Source organism: Dyella kyungheensis (genome assembly GCF_049913195.1).
Lineage (GTDB): Bacteria > Pseudomonadota > Gammaproteobacteria > Xanthomonadales > Rhodanobacteraceae > Dyella > Dyella kyungheensis.
The window spans coordinates 291,416-314,817 of the sequence record NZ_CP183983.1 but is presented as its reverse complement, the minus strand read 5'-3'; the positions used below and the strand labels follow the sequence as shown (position 1 = coordinate 314,817).

15 protein-coding genes and 1 tRNA gene are annotated in these 23,402 nt (G+C 61.5%); 8 read left to right on the top strand and 8 right to left on the bottom strand.

Annotated elements, in window-relative coordinates; translation table 11 throughout:
- Position 1 precedes the first annotated feature (1 nt).
- Positions 2–1,510 carry an ATP-binding protein gene (locus tag ACN9MB_RS01275; protein WP_426270494.1) on the bottom strand — a complete coding sequence of 503 codons (1,509 nt, stop codon included), beginning with the start codon at positions 1,508–1,510 and terminating at the stop codon, positions 2–4.
- Between the two features lie 5 nt (positions 1,511–1,515).
- Positions 1,516–3,105 carry a DNA cytosine methyltransferase gene (locus ACN9MB_RS01270; RefSeq protein WP_426270493.1) on the bottom strand — a complete coding sequence of 530 codons (1,590 nt, stop codon included), beginning with the start codon at positions 3,103–3,105 and terminating at the stop codon, positions 1,516–1,518.
- Between ACN9MB_RS01270 and ACN9MB_RS01265 the strand changes: the two genes are divergently transcribed.
- Together ACN9MB_RS01265 and ACN9MB_RS01260 are read left to right on the top strand one after the other, a co-directional pair.
- On the top strand, positions 3,056–3,607 hold the full coding sequence (locus ACN9MB_RS01265) for a very short patch repair endonuclease (RefSeq protein ID WP_426270492.1): 552 nt from the start codon (positions 3,056–3,058) through the stop codon (positions 3,605–3,607). The genes ACN9MB_RS01270 and ACN9MB_RS01265 overlap by 50 nt on opposite strands.
- 654 nt (positions 3,608–4,261) lie before the next feature.
- Positions 4,262–4,684, top strand: coding sequence for a hypothetical protein (locus tag ACN9MB_RS01260; protein ID WP_426270491.1), 423 nt, complete (start codon positions 4,262–4,264; stop codon positions 4,682–4,684).
- Between the two features lie 81 nt (positions 4,685–4,765).
- On the opposite strand, the gene ACN9MB_RS01255 is transcribed toward ACN9MB_RS01260, so the two are convergent.
- The 3 genes from ACN9MB_RS01255 to ACN9MB_RS01245 form a co-directional block, all read right to left on the bottom strand.
- A complete protein-coding gene (locus tag ACN9MB_RS01255; RefSeq protein WP_426270490.1) occupies positions 4,766–5,695 on the bottom strand; it encodes a hypothetical protein in 930 nt (309 codons plus the stop codon).
- Positions 5,696–6,015: 320 nt separating this feature from the next.
- Positions 6,016–6,930 (bottom strand): hypothetical protein, encoded by a 915-nt coding sequence (locus tag ACN9MB_RS01250; protein WP_426270489.1) that lies wholly within the window; start codon positions 6,928–6,930, stop codon positions 6,016–6,018.
- Between the two features lie 216 nt (positions 6,931–7,146).
- A tRNA-Ile gene (locus ACN9MB_RS01245) sits at positions 7,147–7,222 on the bottom strand.
- Between the two features lie 166 nt (positions 7,223–7,388).
- Here ACN9MB_RS01245 and ACN9MB_RS01240 point away from each other — a divergent pair.
- A complete protein-coding gene (locus ACN9MB_RS01240; RefSeq protein ID WP_204637426.1) occupies positions 7,389–7,760 on the top strand; it encodes a nuclear transport factor 2 family protein in 372 nt (123 codons plus the stop codon).
- A 143-nt stretch (positions 7,761–7,903) separates the two neighbouring features.
- Here the strand turns inward: ACN9MB_RS01240 and ACN9MB_RS01235 are convergent, their stop codons facing one another.
- Positions 7,904–12,505, bottom strand: a complete 4,602-nt coding sequence (locus ACN9MB_RS01235; RefSeq protein WP_426270488.1) for a DEAD/DEAH box helicase — start codon at positions 12,503–12,505, stop codon at positions 7,904–7,906.
- Positions 12,506–12,701: 196 nt separating this feature from the next.
- On the opposite strand from ACN9MB_RS01235, the gene ACN9MB_RS01230 reads away from it, so the two are divergent.
- Positions 12,702–14,963 (top strand): TonB-dependent receptor, encoded by a 2,262-nt coding sequence (locus tag ACN9MB_RS01230; RefSeq protein ID WP_426270487.1) that lies wholly within the window; start codon positions 12,702–12,704, stop codon positions 14,961–14,963.
- Positions 14,964–15,515: 552 nt separating this feature from the next.
- Positions 15,516–16,367: a lysophospholipase gene (locus ACN9MB_RS01225; protein ID WP_426270486.1), complete on the top strand. Its 852-nt coding sequence runs from the start codon at positions 15,516–15,518 to the stop codon at positions 16,365–16,367.
- Between the two features lie 367 nt (positions 16,368–16,734).
- Here ACN9MB_RS01225 and ACN9MB_RS01220 read toward each other — a convergent pair whose 3' ends face one another.
- Positions 16,735–17,637: a cation diffusion facilitator family transporter gene (locus ACN9MB_RS01220; RefSeq protein WP_426270485.1), complete on the bottom strand. Its 903-nt coding sequence runs from the start codon at positions 17,635–17,637 to the stop codon at positions 16,735–16,737.
- 251 nt (positions 17,638–17,888) lie between these two features.
- Between ACN9MB_RS01220 and ACN9MB_RS01215 the strand changes: the two genes are divergently transcribed.
- Genes ACN9MB_RS01215 through ACN9MB_RS01205 form a run of 3 tightly spaced genes read left to right on the top strand, consistent with a single transcriptional unit; the run spans position 17,889 to position 21,822 of the window.
- Entirely contained in the window at positions 17,889–18,614 is a 726-nt protein-coding gene (locus tag ACN9MB_RS01215) for a gluconate 2-dehydrogenase subunit 3 family protein (RefSeq protein WP_426270484.1), read from the top strand.
- Positions 18,611–20,386 (top strand): GMC family oxidoreductase, encoded by a 1,776-nt coding sequence (locus tag ACN9MB_RS01210; protein ID WP_426270483.1) that lies wholly within the window; start codon positions 18,611–18,613, stop codon positions 20,384–20,386. Before ACN9MB_RS01215 ends, ACN9MB_RS01210 begins: the two co-directional genes overlap by 4 nt.
- Complete coding sequence (locus tag ACN9MB_RS01205) at positions 20,383–21,822, top strand: c-type cytochrome (protein ID WP_426270482.1); 1,440 nt, start codon at positions 20,383–20,385, stop codon at positions 21,820–21,822. Before ACN9MB_RS01210 ends, ACN9MB_RS01205 begins: the two co-directional genes overlap by 4 nt.
- A 127-nt stretch (positions 21,823–21,949) precedes the next feature.
- On the opposite strand, the gene ACN9MB_RS01200 is transcribed toward ACN9MB_RS01205, so the two are convergent.
- Entirely contained in the window at positions 21,950–23,389 is a 1,440-nt protein-coding gene (locus tag ACN9MB_RS01200) for an efflux transporter outer membrane subunit (protein WP_426270481.1), read from the bottom strand.
- Between the last annotated feature and the right edge of the window lie 13 nt (positions 23,390–23,402).

Here is a 23,402-nt window from a genome sequence, read left to right as displayed (position 1 = left end):
CTCAGGCTTCCTGCTTGATAGCCGCCAACAACAATTTGGTTATTGATTCCAAACGTTTACGGCGCGAAGCGGATTGCCGGGACTTGTCAAAGTCCTCTTCTAGAATGAAGAAGAGGAGCAGCTTAAGGACAGGCAAATCTGTCGAGGATGCCCGCCTTTCACCAAGCAACCTCTTCCTAAAGCGCTTGTTTAGCAGCAAACGCATTCCTTCCCTGTCAACCTCGAAGAGCGAAGCAGGGTCTTCGAGTTCTTCCCAGACAATACCCACTTGCCGAGATTTGCCACCTTCGGCCAATACTTCGCTTGCGAACCTAACCAAATCGTTTGCAATGGTGCCGCTCGGCGTCAGCGGATAGTCGCTTTGTGCCCGATCGTCCTTCTTTCGGTATGTCCGCTCGGCGAGCGCCCTGTACTTGGAGAACAGAACGCCGTCTTCGGATTTGGACTTCTGCACAGCATCGACAAATGTGGGAGGCACGATGACCAAAGACTTCTGGACATTCAAGCCAAAATGCTCGTCCATTGATTCCGGAAGCTCTATCGCCACTCGTGCAAGCGACGTGTGCGGTTCCGTTTCATGTTCGACGACTCCATTCCATCCGCCCGCCTGAATCAGACGATCATTGCGGTAGAAATAGAACCCTTGCCTCGATGCGGCACGGTTGCCCAGCCTATATTCAGGACTCTTGTTGTTGGGAGGCCAAATGTGCGCGCTTGCCGAGATGACGCCGATTTGGGGTAGCTCAGCAGGAAAAGTCTTGGGAAAGTCCAACGAACCGCTCAATTCATATTTGAAGGGATTAAGCGGTGAGATGTTGACGGCTCGATCAGCTTCTGCACTCAGAATATGCTGCGAGTCCATTTGGATCGACAGCCTGCCAGCCTCCAAGAACCTATGGAAATGTAGACCAACATGAACCTTCAGTCGCGCGAAGAGCTGGTTGAGCGTGGCATCCACGCCATTTTTGCTCGAACTGAGTCGATCGATGCGACTCCATTCGACCAAAGTACCGCACCGCAAAACGTCGAGGCCAAGAAAATCGCCGCCCATTGCCTCCTGGACTTGCGAAGTAGAGATGGTCTCCAAGGACCAGTTCCTGGATATGCCTTCGACGGTCCACCGCCGTCCGGCTGGCACTCCACCGGATCGAGTGAAGACAGAAAGAGTTTTCGAGTGACTGAACGATGCGAGCTTCATCCCCATGCCAAACTTTCCAAGCGACAGATCACCTGCGTCCTCGTGAGCGCCGAAACGCATCGCTTTCCTGAGCAGGGACTCGGCCATGCCATGTCCGTCATCTACGATCAGCAGCTTTTGTATCGCACTGTCGTCATGGATGATGCGGATCAAGACGTTATGGGCTTTTGCGTTGATACTGTTATCGATGAGATCAGCTACCGCCTGTTCAAAGCTGTAGCCGATCTGCCGAAGAGCGTTTATCAGCTGCTCTGCATTTGGCGGTAAGGAACCGTCGAATACCTGATCCGTTTCGCTTGAAGTGGTCTTCATTGGTTTCACTTTCCTAAGATGGACCAGATCACGGCCGCGATCTGGCGAGCGATCATCGGAGGAACCGCATTCCCAACCTGCACGAATTGCTGTGTCCTGTTCCCTAAGAACAGGTAGTCGTCGGAGAACGTTTGCAACCTTGCCGCTTCGCGAACCGTCAGGCTTCTGCACTGGGAGGGATCGAAGTGGATGAAAGCATGACCGTCCTTTGAGAGATGGCTGGTCACGGTACTGGACGGTTGTCCTTTCAATTGCGTCCTGAACCTGTCTGCAAAACTTCCAGAAAACCAGTTGACATGATCAGGCGCCAATTCAATGGGAAATTCTTCGCTCGTGGGCGAGCTACCATGGACCGCAGCGAACGCTGAACTGAATAAATACCGCGCAAGATCACTTCCCATGTGGCTCCGCGTCTCATGGTTCAGTACAACGTCCTGCTTTTTAGCGCGGATACCCTGCAATAGGATTGGCTCCTTGCCGGTATAGTGGCTTGAGCTTCGCTGCAGACGGGAAAGTCGAAGAGACTCCAGCTTTTCCTTCAGCTTCAGATCGCTTTTACCAATTGCCCGTTTCACGAGTTTGCACTGTCGCCCGACAACTTCGCGCCAAGCTTCTTCGGAATCAAACTGCTCACTAAGGCCACTTCGAAGTCGAGGCAGACCAGCAAGGGCGTCGGCGACCGTCGCCTGTTTCTCCGGCGTCACCAATCCCGGTGCCTTTAGTGCCTTGGACGCGTGATCAATTCTTATCCCCATGATAATTACGCGGTGACGGGCTTGGGGGACGCCATGATCCTCACAGCGAATCACGAAATCGGTTGGGTCCTTGTTTGCCGCCTCTGAATCGCGGTATTCGCCGCTATTCAGTGTTACTGGCAGAAGGAGATACTCGGGCTGTGAGACACTCTTAGCAATGTTGATGCCCAATGCTCTGGCCGGATGTGACAGATCCTGATGGATTTGTCGAAACATATCCCTGCCACCAACATTCGACGTGAGGATTCCCTTGACGTTTTCCATAATGAACGCGTCAGGAGAGTAGTTGGCCAATATCTCGAGGTATTCTCTGTATAGAAAATGCTTCTTATCGCCATGTAGCTTGAAAGCCTCATCCCTCGTATTTCTTGCTCTACCAACGATGGAGTAGGCTTGGCACGGCGGGCCGCCGATGACGACGAGCGGATTGCCTTTCCGCTTCGCCGATGCGACATGTTGATGCAAGATAGCGTTATGTTCGGGAACACCAAGTGTCAGCCTGAGAGCCTCGTTCTCCGCCTGCTTCCAAAGGGCGGAAAGCGGGCCCTCCCCAAAATGAATGTGGGGCGCGGTTTGCTTGTCCTCGCGGGAATAGCGGCGAAGAAACTCCAAATACTTCTTTGGAAGCCTCCCTTCGCGCTGGCTGAGCAACCGATAGAAAGCTCGCAACGTCAATGTTGCGTGGGCGGAAGACTCCATCTCGGCGGAGACTTCAAGGTTGAACGGACGAACTCCCGGGCGACATTCGAAGCTGCTAAAGCCTTCACCGAGGCCACCAGGGCCTGCGAAAATGTCGATGATGCCGATGGCACCAGCACTGGATTTGCGGGCTGCAGTCAAGTTCTGGACTCAAATCATGGTTGACAGAATGAGTGCCGATAGGCGCTCGGCTCTAATGGCACGCATCCGAGGGAAGGACACCCTTCCCGAGAGGGCTGTGCGCAGGCACCTCTGGCGGGCAGGTTTTCGGTACCGCCTGCACCCGAATGGGCTTGTTGGTAAGCCGGATATTGTCCTTCCCAAGTGGGGTGCTGTTGTATTCGTGCATGGCTGCTTCTGGCATCGGCATGACGAATGTCGCTACTTCCGGCTCCCCAAGACTCGCGCAGGCTTCTGGGATGCGAAACTTCGACGCAATCAAGAACGTGATGTCTCGGCCATGAGGACATTGGTGGGTACTGGCTGGCGACTCGCCGTAGTTTGGGAATGCGCCCTGCGGCGTGACGCAAGCCGCACGGGAGAGCTCCTTGTCACATGGATCAGGACGAACGGGGGGAGCATCGAAATTGAGGAGGCCGGATCGGAAGTTCGAAGCCGCCAGCTTATCGTTTTGGATAGATGAATCCCTATTGCCCACAACCCCTCCCCGTTCACTCTCAGAGCACTCCGCTCCAAGACTGCTGCGCGCCAGTCTCGTAGGATGATACCAACTGTCACCACTTTATCTATTCGGCATATGGGATTTGCATCTGAGGCTTTTTTGATCACTCAAAAAACTGTCCGCAATAGTTTGCCCGCCACGACTCGAACTTGGAACCAAGAATTATGAGTTCAAGAGGAACGCTCAGGGTTGAACAAATTCAGGCCTCTATAAGAAAAGTAATGCAACGTGAAAATCCTTTAGAAACCTAACTTTAGCCAACATTAGTCCCTCCGGGCCGAATGAAGGACTTTACTGGCACTGCACCGACTGACGCCTTCCCCACCCAAAGCCCGCAGCGCCTCCGCATGGCTCTGCCTTAAAAGCCTCGCTGCTATCCTATTGCCACTAGGAACAAGGGACGCGACGGATGGCTGCACCACGAGACAGCATCAGCCCTCTAGCCAAAGAGCTTGAAGAGAGGCATTCGAAAGTACGTCTATTTTCTTTTAAAGACCTCGAGCGGAATCTGAGATAACCGAACAGCCACCCAGATGCGCGACACCAGCGAATAGCTTATCTATGTACGGGTAAGACCAGCTGGCGCGAACAACTGCGATCACTTGAGGCCATGTAGTGAATCCCATATTCAGTACCATCCGCATCGGGACAATTGGTGAGCTGCTGGTGCAGCTGCGCCTGCTTGAACACGGAGTTCAAGCGGCTCCGCCACTTAAGGATTCCGGCAACGATTTGATCGCGGTGAACGGTGTAGAGTTTCGCTCTGTATCGGTGAAAACGACTGAGACTGGAACCTACGAAAAGCCAGCCGATCGGCTCTACCACGTGCTCGCAGTGGTGAAACTTGTGACTGAAAATGGCGTCGCCTTGGATCGTAGTTCGATTTGGCTAATGACACCTGAGGATGTTCAGGCGGCATCGCCGTCATGCACCCGATTGAAGGAAGAACACTTGATGTCGCGGGCACGGGTGGAGGACCTCTTTGGTCCAGTCAGGGCAGAGAGCGGGCGGGCGCTACTCCCCGGATGGGTCGTGTAGCGTCATGGGCACCACTTCAAAGTAGCACCGAGACTGGAACTTGGGCCGCCGCGCCGGTATGACAGCTCCTCATGGTGAGGCTTAGAAAAGGAACGGTTGCCGAGCACCTGGCCACGAGTCCTTCTCCATGGCCAGCGCGAGGTCAATCGATGATACGCGTCTTACAGACGACCCTGCGATGAACTGCGCGGCAAGAGCACGGCGCACAACGCCCAGCCGAGAGATGCCCGTCATCTTGTATCGGCTTTCTACGTAGTTGGGAAAATGCTTCACACTGAGTGCAAGGAGGGCGTCATCGCGATGAGGCTTGACCTGCGCCAGCTTCGAGGCCAAACCGACCAAGTCATGTGTGCGACCAGGGTTGGCGCCCACACAGTGCAACCCCGCCTTTAAGGATAACTCGGCAACCAGATGAATGGGCTGCAGGAGGCTACTCACCCCTGTCGCGGCCGGAAGGCTGGTTCCCAGATCGGCAAGGTTAGATCCCGCCCCCTCCCAGAGCTCTGCTGCCGACGAGTCGATGGCCCCCAAGGCGTTAAGCCCGTAACTGAAATCCCATAAATCCGCAAAAGCAAACGAGGAACTCGCGGCGATGTGAGGATCATTTCTGCACCATGTTCTCCAAGCATCCACCGCTTGGAAGCCTAGACCTTGCCATAAGAAAATGGGTTTAGGTCTTCCGAACATTACACTCAGGACAACGCGGCGAACGTCGTCCCCCGAGGCAACCAAGCCAACACCCGCCCCGGGCCACGTGCTGACAACCTGAGGGAAAAGTGCGCTGTAGGCATCCGTAATCGCTTTGACCTCTGGGCTGCCAAACGCAAACATAGAAAAGTCGGCGCCAAGGATTTCCTGAGCAGCCCGAAGCGGTCGCGCATGCGGCCTAATGTTGGCCTCGGCGAATTTAAGGTCAAGCATTTGGAGGGTAGCGTTGTTCCAGTCGGCGGCCATCGCTGGAATTAGTTCTTGAGAGTGTGGCCAGAGCGTATCCCGAATCTGATCACCCATGTTGATCTGTCAGGAGCATAACGCGTTGCAGCTATCAGCAAAATCTTGCCAAGAAGAGCTATCAGCAGGACAGGATCAAAGCTAGCACTAGTTGCCGGCAGCAACACATTTGCCGCTTAAAGTGTGGTGGTGGCCCCACCAAGATTAGAACCTCAAAAGCGAGTCAGAGCGCCATTTTTACTGAACGTCGGACGAACTTGGGGAAAGTACACTCTGATCCCAGTTTTTTTCGGTGCTTAATCTTCAGACCATAGAGCTACTGATGAGTTACTGCTTCCAGAAGAAATCTTTTGAGCGACTTCCGTCTTAGATCAATATCGTCAGAGTCGCATCGTCAGTAGCATTTGAACGCCGGATAAATCTTGGACCGTTCTTGCCAACGCACGTAACGAAATCATGAGCTCATTCGCTGTGCCAATTTCAGAGCGCATAGAACGGTAGTAATCACTGACGAGTCCAAAGTTTCGCTCATCGCGAAATTCGCCGGATAAGCTTCGCAAGATGTAATTCACATGCTCGTTAACGGAGTCTTGCGTTAGCGCACGCCCCGACACCAATTCGCGCAACTGATCATCAATCACGCTTGCCAGATCGAGGGACTCAACTCTAACTGGGTCACTATGCAGGCTGACCTGTCGTTTCTGATTGAAGAAAAATTGATGAGACTCCGGCGGATCGTCAACACTACAGCACGGAGGAATGCAGATAATGTCGTGAAGCACTGGGACTTCCACTCGGTCCAGTAGATCCCCGTACTGTACATTCATGTAGCGAAGAGCATAGGGCTCATTGGCAATCAACTCACCACCAAAGCGTAAACGTTGCTGATCGATGAATGTCGGCGAAACGTAATAGGCGTGAGCACCCTTTCTCGCCAATTCAAACAAGAGTTGATGCTGGGATTGCGGCGCATGAGTTGCCTTGGCCCTCAGTCTAAAGTGAAAGAGTCCACCAGCGTCGTCGAATGCCCAATCGGCCCTCTGCCGATACACCTCAGGCTGCGAGCTTTGAGGGCGCGAAGTAAAGTCGGGAAGCTTGTATTGAAAATACAAAGGCACGACTTCCTTGACCGCTGCGTCATAGCCACGCGTAGCCTCTGCACCCGGAGAGATGGGGATGATCTCGACTAGTCCACGATGCCCCCGTACGCGACGAAAGATCGACACAATGTAGTCATGTATCGATTGCTCGATGACGGGGGCGTCGCTGGGGTCCGTCCAAGGAGGTGTTGGCATCGGCAAACATCCGTTTATCTTCGTAATTTTTTGAACTCACCTCTATCGTGGTGGTGAGTCAAAGCACTTAGCGAAAAAGAGGCAGAGACCTTTTAACCATAGGACGTAATCTCAAGCCTTACCAAAACCGCCCCGCCAATCGCCTCGGTTCGTTTCGGAATCTGACACCTCCCGCACACCCGTGAATCAACCCAAGCTCAAAAAGACTTCCGAATTTGGTGGGCCCACGAGGATTCGAACCTCGAACCAAGGGATTATGAGTCCCCTGCTCTAACCGTTGAGCTATAGGCCCATGCTCGCCAGCATTGCGCTGGCTTGGGGCGAACATGGTAGCGGGGTCGGGCGGGGGCGTCGACGGGGTTGGGGTAGTTTGGGGGTGGGATTCGGCGGGATGGTGCGGGTAACGTAGACTTTGCGCTGTCGCGCCCTGGCTGGCGCCCGTCTTTGAAGGATGCGCCATGCGCGAGTTGATCGAACGTTACCTGGCTGCCTATAACCGCATGGATGTCGACGGGATGGCGGCGACGATGCATCGCGAGGTGGTGTTTGAGAATTACACCGCGGGTGTGTTGAGTGTGCGGACGTTTGGGGTCGATGAGCTGAGGCATCTGGCGCAGAGTTCGAGCTTTCTGTTTTCGGCGCGGCGGCAGGTGATTCTTGCCTATGAGGAGCGGGATGGGACGGCTACGGTGCACATCTTGTTTGATGGGACGTTTGCCGTTGACTTGCCTAATGGGGTGCGGGCGGGGCAGTCGATTACGTTGAATGGGCGGAGTGAGTTTCGGGTGCGGGATGGGTTGTTGGTTTATATTGGGGATTACAGTGAGTGAGGGGTGGGGCTCGTTTTAGGGGCCCGATGGGGCGCGCTCGCGACAGCCGGCCATAGAGGCGCTGGATTCCGGCGTGCGCCGGAATGACGAGCTAGGGAAGAGCCTGCCCTCGCCTCTTTCGGGGGTCTCGCGGGGATGACGCGCTAGAAGCCTGCGGCTCGCGCGTCCGCTTTTAATCCATCCGCATCCGCGCGGCGCAGCAATGCGTTGCGCCATTGTTGTTGCTGGGTGGTGGTGGTGGATTCGATGAGCCATTGCGGTTTGTTCGCGACCATGGCGGCGACGGCGGCGCCGTCTTCGTAGAGGACGCGGGTGCCGACGACGGCGGGGAGTTTGTTGCCGGCTAGTACGGTGCCGACGAGGTTGAGGGGGTCGGAGCCGCTGATCAGGACGAGTTCGCCTTGCGGTTCTTGTTGGCGGACTGCGCGCAGGCGGGTGATGGCTTCGGGTAGGGCGAATTGTTCGCCGACGAGGCCTTCGACGAAGCGGCCGCCGCGGATTTCGCCTCGGGCTTCGAGGCGGTGGTAGACGCGCAGGAGTTCGCGCCAGCTGGGGAGCCAGGAGGCTTCGCGTTCTAGGAGTTTCCAGAAGATGACGCCGTAGCGGCGGAGGAGGCTGCGGGCGACGTGTTCTAGGTGGTCGGGGTCGGGCTTTTGGCTCGTATTAGGCGACGATTTCTCGAGCACCCGCCCCTCATCTGCCCTGCCGGGCATCTTCTCCCCGGAGGGTAGAAGATTTCCACGGTTTGACCTTACTAGTGACCACCTACCTGCGTCTTCGATGCCAGTAAGCATGTGTCTGCGCAAGCGGCGGTGGCGATGGGCATCTCGCTTTGCTGCGGGTACTAGCAATGCGCGCAGGCCGGCGAAGCTGTCGGCGGTGACGCGGCCGGCGGCGACGAGTTCGCCCAGGGCGTCTTCCAGTTCGGTGCGCAGCAGGTGGGTGTCGTTCAACAGTTCGTCGAAGAACAGGGCGCCGTGATCGCGCAGCGTGTCGAGCACGGCCTGGGCGCGCGAGGAGACGACGACGTCCTGCGCGTTCGCTTCGATAATGGCGGTGGCGGTCCAGATCGGCAGGCTGCGGCGGGGCAACAGCACGATGGGTGTGGCGCGCACGGGGCCGCTGCTGCCGGTGCCGCTGCGCAGGCGGCTCCAGCTGACGCGGCCGGCGCGGATCTGTTCGTCCAGCCAGGTGATCGAGTAGTCGTTGATGCGCGCGGGCAGCAGTTCGCTTTCCCAGGCGCCGGCGGCGGCTTCGAAGCCCTCGAGCTGGGTGAGCACGGCGGGCAGTGCGTCGGGGCCGCTGAGGCGTGCACCGGGTGCCACGTGCTGCCATTCGAACAGGAAGCGCATTAGGTCGCGGCGGCTGACCGGTTCGATTTCGCGGCGCAGGCGGCCGATGGTGTAGCGGTGGATGCGCGCCAGCAGATGGCGTTCGCACCATTCGATCTCGTGCGCGCCGGGCGTGAAGTGGCCTTGCATGACGTAGCCTTCGGATTGAAGGCGTAGCAGCACGAGGTCGATGTCGCTTGGTTCGACCTGCAGAGAAGCGGCGAGTTGGGCGACGGTGATGGGGCCGGCGCCGGTGAGGCGGCCGCGCACGAGTTCGAGCAAGGCGTCTTCGCGCGACCACCGTTGTTTGGCGTAGTCGGCGGGGGCGTCGATGGGTGGATGCAGGATGGCGGCCGGGTGGACGGCTTGCCACTTGGGTAGGGATTCGGCGGTGGTCCAGATGTGGGGAGCGTGGGACTGGGGCGAGGTTGCCCCCTCTCCCCGGCCCTCTCCCGCGGGGGGAGAGGGAGACAAGCGGGTGGCTCTGTGAGTTTTCGCAAGGCTTGAGAGCCAGGCGTTCCAGCCTTCGTTCGACTCGGCTTCGGCTTGTGTGACGCCACCAAGGATGGTGAGCGCTTCATGCATTTCGTCGACGCTGCGCACTTGCGGCCACGCTTCTTCGCGTACCGAGGTGATCGCTTCGGGATCGAGGCGGCCCAGGTCGTCGGCGTTTTCCGGATCGGACCAGCGGCGCGATTGCACGGCTTGGGTGCGGCGCTCTTCGAGCGGCGCGTCATCGAGATAGGCGTAGGGCGCGGCGGTGAGCACTTCGCCGGCGAGCGGGCTCGGTGCCGCGAGATCGCGGGCCACGACCTGGATGGAACCGTCTTCCAGGCCGCGCAGGATGTGCAGCAGGCCGTCGATATCCATCGCTTCGCGCAGGCAGTCGTGCAGCGTCTGGTTGACCAGCGGATGATCGGGAATCTCGCGCTCGCCCACGATGTTTTCCAGGCACGCGACCTGATCGGGGAACACCGCGGCAAGCAGGTCTTCGCTCTTCATGCGCTGCAATTGCGGCGGCACTTTCTTGCCGCCCTGGAAACGCGGCAAGGCGAGCGAGGTGGTGGCATTCCAGCGCCAGCGCGCGGGGAACAGCGGCGCATCGAGCAGCGCCTGCACCAGCACGTGTTCGGCGGTGTTGGAGTGCAGGTAACGCGCCACTTCTTCCAGCGGGAAGCTATGGCTGGTGGACAGCGACAGCACGATGGCATCTTCGGTGGCCGCTGCCTGCAATTCGAAGTTGAATTGGCGGCAGAAGCGCTTGCGCAAGGCCAGGCCCCAGGCGCGATTGATGCGGCTGCCCCATGGGGTGTGGATGATCAGCTGGGTGCCGCCCGACTCGTCGAAGAAACGCTCGAACACCAGCGTTTCCTGCGTGGGCAACACGCCGAGCGCGGCCTTGGCCGCGGCCATGTATTCGGCCAGCTGCTGGGCGGAGGCTTCATTCATGCCCAGCGTATGCATCAGCCAGTGCATGACGGCGGGTACGCCGCCTTCATCGATGCGCGTGGCGATTTCTTCGCGCAGACGCGATACGCCGTGCGACAGCTCCGCGCTTCGCCCCGGCGCTTCGCCCAGCCAGAACGGAATATTCGGCGGCACGCCTTGTGCGTCTTCCACGCGCAGGCGATCGCGCTCCACGCGCAGGATGCGGTAGCTGGTGTTGCCGAGCTGGAAGACGTCGCCGGCGAGGCTTTCCACGGCGAAGTCTTCGTTCACCGTGCCGATGATGGTGGCTTGCGGTTCCAGCACCACCAGGTAGTCAGCCGTGTCGGGAATGGCGCCGCCCGAGGTGACCGCGGTGAGCCGCGCATTGCGGCGCGCGCGCAATTGCTTGTGCACGGCATCGCGATGGATGTACGCGGCACGGGGACCATGCCGCGTGGTGAAGCCGTCGGCGAGCATGCGCACGGTGGCGTCGAACTGTTCGCGCGTGAGGTCGCGGTAGGGATAGGCGCGGCGCAGGGTGTCGTAGAGCGCGTCTTCGTTCCATTCCTGGCCGGCGACTTCGGCCACGATCTGTTGGGCGAGTACGTCGAGCGGTTGCGGGGGCTGGATCAGCGTGTCCAGTTCGCCGCGGCGCACGCAGTCGAGCAAGGCGGTGCATTCCACCAGGTCATCTCGTGAGGTGGGGAACAGGCGTGCCTTGGGTGTGCCGTTCACCGCGTGGCCGGAGCGGCCCGCGCGCTGCAGGAAGGCGGCAATGGAGCGCGGCGAGGCGAGCTGGCAGACCAAGTCCACGTCGCCGATATCGATGCCCAGTTCCAGCGAAGCGGTGGCCACCAGCACGCGCAGGTCGCCGCGTTTGAGGCGTTGTTCTGCGTCGAGCCGCTGTTCTTTGGCGAGGCTGCCGTGGTGCGCGGCCACCGCCTCTTTGCCGAGGCGTTCGGACAGGTGACGGGCTACGCGCTCGGCCATGCGGCGCGTGTTGACGAAGACCAGGGTGGTGCGGTGCGACTCCACCAGTTGGGTGAGGCGGTTGTAGACGAGTTCCCAGCAGTCGTTGGACATTACTGATTCGAGCGGGACCGGGGGGACTTCGATGGCGAGATCGCGTTCGCGGGTGTGGCCGACGTCGATGATGTTGACGCTGTCTCTTTCCTTCTCCCCTGCGGGGAGAAGGTGGCCCGAAGGGACGGATGAGGGGTCGGGGCTTGCGGGGGACTTTTTCGAAGCGCGCTTCTTTGCAGCGGAGTCGCAAGATTGCCCCCTCTCCCCAGCCCTCTCCCGCAAGGGGAGAGGGAGCAGAGCGTGCGCTCCTACAAGGAACTTCGCTACGTCTTCAATCGGCTTCTGCGTCGCCGACAACCCAATCCGCAGCAACCGCCGCTGACACAGTGACTCCAATCGCTCGAGCGACAACGCCAGATGCGCGCCGCGCTTGCTCGACGCCAGCGCATGAATTTCATCCACGATCACCGTGCGCGTGCTCGACAACATCGTGCGGCCGGATTCCGAGCCAAGCAGGATGTAGAGCGACTCCGGCGTGGTGACGAGGATGTGCGGCGCCTGCTTGCGCATCAGCGTGCGCTCGGCCTGTGGCGTGTCGCCGGTGCGTACGGCCGTGCGGATGGCCACATCGGGCAGGCCCATCGCGGCGAGTTGCGCGCGGATGCCTTCCAGCGGCGCTTCCAGGTTGATGCGGATGTCGTTGGAGAGTGCCTTCAACGGCGAGATGTACACCACGGTGGTGGCATCGGGCAGCACGCCGTCGTTCGCCACGCCTTCGCGCACCAGCGCATCGATGGCGGAAAGAAAGGCCGTCAGCGTCTTGCCCGAGCCCGTGGGAGCGGCCACCAGCGTGTGCCGGCCTGACCGTATGGACGGCCAAGCGGCTTTTTGCGGTGCGGTCGGTTCAGGAAAGGTGCCCTGGAACCAGGCGGCAACGGCGGGATGAAAGTCGTGCAGGGGCATGGACTTAAGTCTCGCGCGGGACGTTCTCAGAGTAAGAGATATGGGGACGTCAAGACTTCTGGCAACTGTTTCGAAAGAAAATTCGCTTCAGTCCCTCGCATAATTACGTAACAATATCGTTAAGCCGCGATGTCAACTGAGTTCTTGCGGCGTTTTCCTGCTCCGTTGCCCTTCCTTTTCCCCTGGGGACCATCCAATGACCGCCGCCAGCCACACGCGTTTCGCGTTGCTCGCCCTTTCCATTGCCACCGCCCTTGCCGCAGGAACGACCGCTTTCGCACAGGACGCGAATCCGCCCGCCGCCACCCCGGCCAAGGCACAGAACAGCAAGCCCGTCCAGCTCGAAACCATCAACGTGACCGCCGAAAAACGCGTTGAGAACCTGCAGAAGGTGCCGGTCTCCATGACCGTGATCACCGCGGAGCAGCTCGGCAACTACGGCCAGTCCGGCGATACCGTGCTGCAGCTCGCCGGTCGCGCGCCCAGCGTGTATGCCGAGACTTCCTACGGTCGTGAGTTCCCGCGCTTTTATATCCGCGGCCTGGGCAACAGCGATTTCGATCTGAATGCGTCGCAGCCGGTGTCGATGGTGTACGACGACATCGTGCAGGAAAACCCCATCCTCAAGGGCTTCCCGCTGTTCGACCTGCAGCAGGTGGAAGTGTTGCGCGGTCCGCAGGGCACCATGTTCGGCCGCAACTCGCCGGCCGGCGTGATCAAGTTCGACTCGGTCAAGCCGAGCCAGGAAACCAGCGGTTACGCGAAGGCCTCCTACGGCACCAAGGGCACGGCCAATGCAGAAGCCGCACTCGGCGGCTCGCTGGGCGGCAATTGGTCGGGCCGTGTGTCGGCGCTGGCGCAACATCGCGACGGCTGGATCGACAACGACTACACCGGCAAGAAGGACGATCTGGGCGGCTACAACGACCGCGCCGTGCGTCTGCAGGCCATGTACGACGTGCAGGATTTCAACGCGCTGATCAACGTGCACGGCCGCTGGCTCGATGGCAGCGCCATGGTCAACCGCGCCAACGCGATTCCGCTGGGCAGCGACAGCCTCGCACCGGGTTTTGATCGCGACGTGGTGTATCAGGACGGCCTCAACCGCCAGCACCTGTTCTCGTGGGGCAGCAACCTGCACCTCACCTGGAACCTGGGCGATTACACGCTGACCTCGATCACCGGTTTCGAGAAGGCCACCACGTATAGCCTCGGCGACGTGGACGGCGGCATCGCCATTCCGCTCGCGCCGAACCAGGTGGCGTATCAGACGCCGTTCCCGTCGGAAACCGCCGATGCGCTGCCGCACGATCGCCAGATCACGCAGGAAGTGCGCCTGGCCAGCAACCCGCAGGATCGCCTGAACTGGCAGGTGGGCGCGTACTACTTCTACGAAAACATCGCGATCGTCAATTACGACTACGCCACGCTCAACAACCACGCAATGGACGGCTACGCGCAGCAGGCGCAGACGACCAAGGCGTATGCGGTGTTCGGTTCGGCCGACTATCACATCACCGACGATTTCGACGTGCGCGCCGGTACGCGTTGGTCGCACGATTCGCGCAACTTCCACGTCGACCGCATCCTGTCGCCGATCGGCGGCGGTCCGTTGTCGCTGAGCGCCAACCCGCATGACGCGCGCTGGAGCGGCGACCTCACCGGCACCTGGGAACTCAACCCCAACGTGAACGTGTACGGCCGCATCGCCAACGGCTTCCGCGCACCCAGCGTGCAGGGCCGCGTGCTGTTTGCCGACTTCATCTCGCAGGCCAAGCCCGAGACGATCACCTCGTACGAGCTGGGTGTGAAGACCACCGGCATGGACAACCGTCTGCGTTTCAACGCCGACGTGTACGACTACACCATGCACAACCAGCAGCTCACCGCGGTGGGCGGCGACATCAACGTCACGCGCCTGATCAACGCGAAGAAGACCGAGGGCTACGGCGCCGAGTTCGACCTCGAAGCCTATGTGACGCCGAACTTCATCCTCACCGCCGGCGGCAGCTACAACCACACCAAGCTGGACGATCCGAGCCTGGCCGTGGCCGTGTGCGGCTCGGGCTGCACGGTGCTCGATCCGGTCAATGCGGACGGCAATGCGCTGGTCAACGGCAACCCGCTGCCGAACGCACCGCAGTGGATCGGCAACTTCACCGCGCGCTACGGCATCCCGTACGGCGAGAGCGGCGAGTTCTTCGTCTATACCGACTGGAGCTACCGCAGCGAAGTGAATTTCTTCCTGTACGACTCGGAGGAATTCCGCGGCAAGCCGGCGCTCGAGGGCGGTGTGCGCGTGGGCTACAACTGGGATTTCGGCAAGCGCGAGATCGCCTTGTACGGCCGCAACATCACCAACAAGCAGTACATCACCGGCGCGATCGACTTTAACAACCGCACCGCGTTCGTCAACGACCCGCGCATTATTGGCGTGGAGTTTCGGGCGGATTTCTGATGGTGCTGGCGGCCTGACCGCTGGCCATGCGATACGAAGAAGGGGAGCGACTTGTCGCTCCCCTTTACTTTGGCCCCACCGCTCGTCATTCCGGCGCAGGCCGGAATCCAGGTGCGATGCATATGCTTATCGCGGAGCAGCCATCAAAGGCCGATCAGAACTGTCGCAACGACTGCAGCGCACCGCACCTGAATTCCGGCCTGCGCCGGAATGACGAGCGTAAGGGCGGTGCAGTGCGGTTTTCGCGGGGCCGTCCTAAAAGGCCGATCCGAACCGTCGCGACAATCGCAACGCACCGCGCCTGGATTCCGGCCTGCGCCGGAATGACGAGCGTAAGGGCGGTGCCGTGCGGCTTTCGCGGGGCCGCCATAAAAGGCCGATCCGAACCGTCGCGACAATCGCAATGCACCGCGCCTGGATTCCGGCCTGCGCCGGAATGACGAGCTTTGAGAGCGGTGCCGCCGCCACCGGTATTCCGCGATAACCCATTGCAAGGCGCAAAACACACCCCGCTTGTTGCAGAATGCGGACTTTTACCGTCGAGTGAACGATGTGAACCACCCGGGTGACCACGGCAGCGAACGCTCCCAGCTCCTCAGCATGGCCGATGGCCAGCCGCTGTTCGTGCGTGACTGGCCGAGCAGCCGGGCGCACGACGCGGTGCTCATCGTGCACGGCCTGGGCGAACACAGCGGTCGCTACGAGCGGATGGCCCAATGGTTCCACACCCGCGGCTACGCGGTGCGCAGCTACGACCAGCGCGGCCATGGCCAGACCCCCGGCCGGCGCGGCGCGTTGGCGCACCCGGATGATCTGCTGGAAGACCTGACCACCGTCTACAACGATTACGCCCAGTCCCTGCCGAAGCGGCCGCTGTTGCTCGGCCACAGCATGGGCGGCCTGGTGGCCGCACGCACCGTGCTGGACCGCCGCGTGCAGCCGCCGGCATTGGTGCTGTCCTCGCCTGCCCTGCGCACGTGGGAACCGGCATGGCGACAGAAGCTGGCCGCGACGCTGGCCAAGGCCCTGCCCAACCTGCCGATGCCCAACGGCCTGCCGTTCAACAAGCTCTCGCACGATCCGCAGGTGGAGCCGGCCTATCGCGCCGATCCGCTGCGCCACGGCTGGGTCACGCCGCGACTGGCCGATTTCATCTTCCGCGCGGGCGACGCCTCGGTAGCGGACGCCTCCAAGCTCACCGTGCCTACGTTGCTGCTGGTGGCCGGCGCAGACAAGCTGGTCAACCCGTCGGGCAGCCGCGATTTCTCCTCGGCCACCTGGGCCGGCAACAAGGTCACCACCCGCTATTTCGACTCGCTGTATCACGAGCTGTTCAATGAGGCTGAGCCTGCGCGCAGCCAGGTGTTGAAGCAGCTGGGCGATTGGTTGCAGAAGCGCAGCTAGCCGAAGCTCCTTTTTTTGTGGGAGCGCACCCTGTGCGCGAAAAACCTACGGTGCGGTACTTCGCAGCGCTTCGTCGCGCACAGGGTGCGCTCCTACAGGGGAGAATGAGGATCCACCCTTCTCTTCGAACGCATGGGCCGCCATCAAAGTCACCACCCGCTATTTCGACCCGCTGTATCACGAGCTATTCAACGAGGCCGAGCCCGCGCGCAGCCAGGTGTTGAAGCGTTCGGTGATTGGTTGCAGAAGCGCAGCTAGCCGAAGCTCCTTTTTTGTAGGAGCGCACCCTGTGCGCGACAAACCTACGGAGAGGTACTTCGCAGCGCTTCGTCGCGCACAAGGTGCGCTCCTACAGGGAGATTGGCGCTCACATCCACTCCCGCTTTCCGGTGAACACTATGGTCAGCCATTCCGCCCGAATATCGGTGCCCAGGCGCGTGGCGATCTCATGCCGAACAGCATCGACATCGCCCATGTCGCCCAGCGGGCGGGAGGGCTCCACCAGGATATGGATGTCGATGAAGCGCATGCGGCCGATCTTCGCCACGTAACTGGTGAAGTCGAGATAACCCCGCTCTCGAATCATCGCCGACATCACATCGCGCACGCGCTGGTCGAGCGCATCGGGAGCCAGTTGCAGCACCTCGCGCAGCGCATGCCACAGGCTGCCCAGCGGCAACGGCAGCAGCGCGAGGATCAACAGCAGCAGTACGGCGGAGTCGATGTAGCGGGTCCAGTGATCGAGCGGTCCGCCCTGCATGATCGCCGCCACCGCAAAACCCACCACCACCGCCATGTTGATGCAGCCGCCGATGAGCCAGCCCTTGGCATCCAATTGCAGCAGCACCGAACCCAACGCTCTTGCCTGGCGTCGCATGTAGAGCGCCATGACCAGGCTCACCACGCCCATGGCTGTCGCAAACGCCGCGCCGAAACCGAACGCCAGCTCGTGGCCACCGGTCAACAGGTCATGCAGGGCCGCAAAGCCGCCGTAGCTGCAGATCGCGGTGAGCACGGCCGCGTTGAACACCAGCACCAGCGGTTCCAGGTGCCAGTACCCAAACTGGAAGCGTCGACTGCCTTCACTGGTAACCAGATGCGAGACCACCAGCGACCCGGCAGTAAGCACCACATCGACCAGCGAATAGAAACCATCGAACGCGATGGCCTGCGAGCGCATCAGCAGACCCACCGCGATACAGGCGACACCGACCAGAAAAGTCACGCCGATGGAGAGGCGCAGCAGGCGTTGCTCGCGGGAGTTGTCCATGCGATGTCGCCATGATGGGTTGAGCCATGATAGCTCGGTGGGCGACGAGTGCATTTGTGCGCGACAGCAACCTTCGGCTCCGCGCATGTCGCGCACAAGTGCGCCCCCACAAAAGAGCTATGTAGGCATCCAAATGTCTTTCTCCGGACACCCGCATCTCGCCTTCGTGCTGTAAACAAACCTTCACGTTTTGCTTTCACCTGTCGCGGCAGCATGTCCGGACGCACGGCGCGTGTGCTACGGGAAGTGTCATGTCGAGCAAGCCCAGTTCGCCTTCACGTCGCGACTTTTTGCGACAGTCCCTGGTAGCGGTTCCCGCGGTCAGCCTGCTCGGAACATCAGCCATAGCGCAGACGCAAAGCGGCACCACTGCCGCTCCGGCAGGCACGGCCGGCTCCGGGTACTCGCCACGCTATTTCACGGCGCCCGAGTGGGAATTCCTCCAGGCCGCCGTCGAACGACTGATTCCCGCCAACGAGGATGGCCCCGGTGCCGTCGAAGCCGGCGTTCCGGAATTCCTCGATCGCCAGATGGAAGCGGCCTACGGCCACGGCTCGCTGTGGTACATGCAGGGGCCGTTCGTGCCCGATGCGGTGCCCACGCTCGGCTACCAGCTGCGCTTCACGCCGCGCGAGTTCTACCGCAAGGGCATCGCCGCCATCGACGGCTGGTGCCAGCAACAGCACAAGCAAAACTTCGCGGCTTTGCCGGCCGACCAGCGCGACGCGATCCTGCATCAGCTGGAAAAAGGCGAGATCAAGCTCGACGACATTCCCACCGCGACGTTCTTCGCGCAGCTGCTCACCAATACCAAGGAAGGCTACTTCGCCGACCCGATGTACGGCGGCAACAAGCAGATGGCGGCGTGGAAGATGATCGGCTTTCCTGGCGCCCGCGCCGATTACGCCGACTGGATCGAACAACCCGGCAAGGTCTATCCGCTCGGACCGGTCTCGATCGAAGGGGCGAAATCATGATCCGGATGAAACCGGTCGATGTGGTGATCGTCGGCTTCGGCTGGACCGGCGCCATCATGGGCATGGAACTGGCCGATACGGGCCTGAAGATCCTGGCGCTGGAACGCGGGGCGTATCGCGACACCTCGCCCGACTTCACCTATCCGCACAACGCCGACGAGTTGGCCTATGGCATCCGCGGCGAGCTGTTCCAGCCGCTGGCGCGCGAGACGGTGACGATCCGCCACAACCTCAACGAGACGGCGGTGCCGTATCGCCAGTACGGCTCGTTCCTGCTCGGCAACAACGTGGGCGGCGCAGGCATCCACTGGAACGGCCAGCACTATCGGCCCTCGCCGGAAGACCTGGAATTCCAGAGCCATATCAGCAAGCGCTACGGCGCGAAGTTCATGCCGGCGGATATGCAGATCCAGGATTACGGCGTGACCTACGACGAACTGGAACCGTTCCTCGAGCAGTTCGAATACCTGTGCGGCACCTCGGGTACGGCGGGCAATATCAACGGCGAGATCAAGGAAGGCGGCAATCCGTTCGAAGGACCGCGCAAGAAGGAGTATCCCAACCCTGCGGTGAAGAACAATTACGGCGCCCAGCTTTTCGCCGATGCGGCGCGTTCGAAAGGCTATAAGCCGTTCCCGCAGCCCTCCTCCAACGCGTCGCGGCCATACACCAATCCGCACGGCGTGCGTCTGGGGCCGTGCAATCTGTGCGGTTACTGCGAGCGCTTCGGCTGCTTCATGTATTCCAAGGCATCGCCGCAGACCACGATTCTCCCGGTGCTGATGCGCAAGCCGAATTTCGAACTGCGCACGCACAGCCATGTCACCAAGATCAATCTCGATTCCAGCGGCAAGCGCGCCACCGGCGTCACCTACATCGACGCGCAGGGCCAGCAGGTCGAGCAGCCGGCGGACCTGGTGATCGTGGCCGCGTTCCAGATGCACAACGTGCGCCTGATGCTGATGTCCGGCATCGGCGCGCCGTACGACCCGAACACCGGCAAGGGCGTGATCGGCAAGAACTACGCGTACCAGATGATGAGCAACGTCAACGTCTTCTACGACAAGGACGTGGCGATCAATCCGTTCATCGGTGCGGGCTCCGGCGGCAACGTGATCATTGACGAGTTCAATTCCGATCACTTCGACCACGGTCCGCAGGGTTTCGTGGGGGGCGGCTACATCCTCGGCGGGCAGACGGGTGGCCGGCCGATCCAGCAATTGCTGGTGCCGCCGGGCACGCCGGCGTGGGGCGAGAAATGGAAGCGCGCCGCCAAGGACAGCTACCTGCATACCACCGGCGTGCAGACGCATGGCTCGGTGATGTCGTATCGCGACCGCTATCTCGATCTCGACCCGACCTACAAGGACGCCTTCGGCCTGCCGCTGCTGCGCATCACCTTCGACTGGCACGACAACGAATACAAGATGACGCGCTTCCTCACCGACCGCGCGCAGGAGATCGCCGATGCGATGAAGCCTCGGCAGACCTCGCAGACGATCCGCAAACCCGGCGACCACTACGACGTGCGCCAATACCAGACCACGCACACCACCGGCGGCGTGATCCAGGGCGCGTCGCCGGAAACCAGTGCGCTCAACCGCTTCCAGCAAAACTGGGACGTGCACAACGTGTTCGTCACCGGCGCATCGGCCTTCCCGCAGAACATCGGTTACAACCCGACCGGCCTTATCGGCGGTCTCACCTACATGTCCGTCAAGGCCATTCGTGAGACCTACCTCAAGAACCCCGGCCCCTTGGTGCAGGCATGAACACGTTCGCCAGGCCTCGTCGACGTGGTGGCGGCTTGTGGCGCGTCATCGTCGCGCTGCTCATTCTGCTGCTGATCGTGTGGATGGCCGCCATGCTGTTTCCCGGCGGCGGTGGCGATGCGTCGGCCAAAGGCGCGGAGATCACGCCCGATCTGGTCAAGCAAGGCGAGTATGTCGCGCGCCTTGGCGATTGCGCCGCCTGCCACACCGCCCCCGGTGGCAAACCCTATGCCGGTGGCCTGCCGATCGAGTCGCCGGTCGGCATCATCTACAGCACCAACATCACGCCCGATCCGGACACCGGCATCGGCAAGTACAGCTACGGACAGTTCGAACGCGCGGTGCGCCGTGGCATCGACGCCGAAGGGCATACGCTCTATCCAGCCATGCCCTATCCCTCGTATGCGAAGGTCAACGATCAGGATATCCAGGCCTTGTACGCGTACTTCATGCAGGGCGTGCAGCCGGTGAAGCAGGACAACCACGCCGAAGGCATTGCGTGGCCGCTTTCCATGCGCTGGCCGCTCACCTATTGGCGCTGGCTGTTCGCGCCGAAGGTGCGCCCGATGCAGGCGGCGGACACCGCCGACGCGACGATGGCGCGCGGCCAATACCTGGTGGAAGGCCTGGGACACTGCGGTGCCTGCCACACGCCGCGTGCCTTCACGCTGCAGGAGAAAGCGCTGGGCACGGCGGGCGGCTCCAAGTACCTCAGCGGCAGCACCAACGACAACTGGGTCACGCCCAGCCTGCGTGGCGAATTGGCGAGCGGCCTGGGCAGCGTGCCCGAAGCGGAGCTGGTGACCCTTCTCAAGTCCGGCCGTACGGATCGCAGCGCCGTTTTCGGCGGCATGAGCGACGTGGTGGAGCACAGCACCCAGTACATGAACGATGCGGATCTCGCCGCCGTGGCGCATTTCCTCAAGTCGCTGCCCGCGGCGCGCGAGGAACAGGCGGTGGTCTATAACGAGGCCACGCGCACGGCGCTGTATGGCGGCAATGTCAGCGCGCCGGGTGCGCAGCTCTATGTCGACAACTGCGCGACCTGCCACCGCACCGATGGTCGCGGCTACGGACAGGTGTTTCCGGCGCTGGCCGGCAATCCCGTGCTCAACGGCGAGAACGCCGGCTCAGCCATTCGCCTGGTGCTGCACGGTGCCACTATGCCGCCGGGCCGTGATGCACCCACGCAATTCAGCATGCCGGCGTTCCGCGAACGACTGAACGATCAGCAGATCGCGGATATCGTTACCTTCGTGCGCGCCAGCTGGGGCAATCGCGGTGGTGCCGTTTCGGCTCACCAGGTGACCGAGCTGCGAGGCAAGCCACCCGTCGGCCAACCGACGATGACGACGTACGATCCGCGCGTGCGGGGCTCGGATGCGCCGGGGCCGACCGCGGAAGAACAGGCCGGCACGTCAGTGACCGACAAATAGACCGTGCGTGGCTATCTTTTGTGGGAGCGCACCCTGTGCGCGACCAGGCGGAGCGATGCGCATCGCGCTGGCCAGTCGCGCACAGCGTGCGCTCCCACCGAGGACTAGGCGTCAGGCGGGGCGTCGCTTAGCGCGTCGCCACCTCGTTGCTGCCCGACCAGCCGCCACCCAGCGCGCGGAACGTCGCCACCGCCGCTCGCGCATCATCGGCATGCACGCGCGCCAGCTGGTCGCGCGAGGTGAGCAGCTGGCGATCTTCGTCCAGCACTTCGATCAGGCTCACTGCGCCGCCCTTGTAGGCATCCTGCGCGGCGTCGCGCGCCTGCACATGGGCCTGCACTTCCAGCGTGAGATCGCGGTGCTGCGTTTCCAGTTCGGCCAGCGACACGATTGCGTTCTCCACGTCTTCCGTGGCGCGCAGCATGGACTGCCGATACAGCGCGAGCGCTTCCGCGTTGGCGCCCTTGGCCTGCGCGACTTCCGCATCGACGCGACCGAAGTCGAACAAGCGCCAGTGCAGTCCCAACACGGCCTGCGGCTGGAATGCCTGCGCGGAGAACAGCGAACCGCTCTGCAGCGTCTCGAAGCCGAGCAGGCCGCCGAGCGAAACCTTCGGGTAGTACTCGGCCACCGCCACGCCAATGCGCGCGTTGGAGGCAGCGAGCTTGCGCTCCGCCGCGATCACGTCCGGACGGCGGCGCAGCAGCATCTCGGGACCGCCATCGGTGCCGATCACGGGAACGGTGAAGTTTTGCGGGCTATCCTTCAACTCGGCGGCATACGTGCCCGGCGCCGCACCCATCAACACATCGAGACGATTGAGCTGTTGCGCCAGCGTGATGCGCAGCGGCGGCAAAGTAGTCTTGGCCTGCAGCACCAGGGCCTGCGCCTGGGCCACTTCGCGCGACGTTGCCAAACCGCCGGCCAGGCGATCCTTTACCAGTTCGAGCAGCTGTGTTTCGGTATCGATCTGTTGTTGCGCGAGGCGGAGGCGTTCCTGCGCACCGCGCACCTGGAAATAGCTGTCCGCTGCTTCGGCGGCCACCGAGATGCGCACGCCATCCTGGTTCGCTTCCGCCGCCTGCGCTTCGGCGTTGGCCGCTTCGGCACCGCGGTGCAGGCCACCGGCGATATCCAGCTCCCAACTCGCACCAACGCCCAGCGTTTCCAGTGTCTGCCTGCGCTGATAACCAGGAAACTGGCTGGCGATCTCGCCCAGCGCGCCCTTGGTCGATTGATGCTCCTGCGCCACCTGCGCATCGAGGCTGCCTTGCGGCGCCAGCTGCGCGCCCGCTTCGCGTGCCGCGGCGCGGGCCTGGTCGACACGCGCCATGGCAGCGGCGAGGTCGAGGTTCTGGCTCATCACGCGGCTGATGATGCGGGTGAGTTCCGGATCGTCGAAACCCTGCCACCACGCGTCGAGCGCGGGTGCGGCACGCGTAGCATCGCGCGCCTGCAGCTGCGACTGGCTGGCATAGGTCGCATTGGCCGTCACATCGGGGCGCACGTAGTTCGGACCGACCGTGCAACCCGCCAGACCGATCAGCGCAGCCGCGACGGCACCCATGCGGAACGCGTGC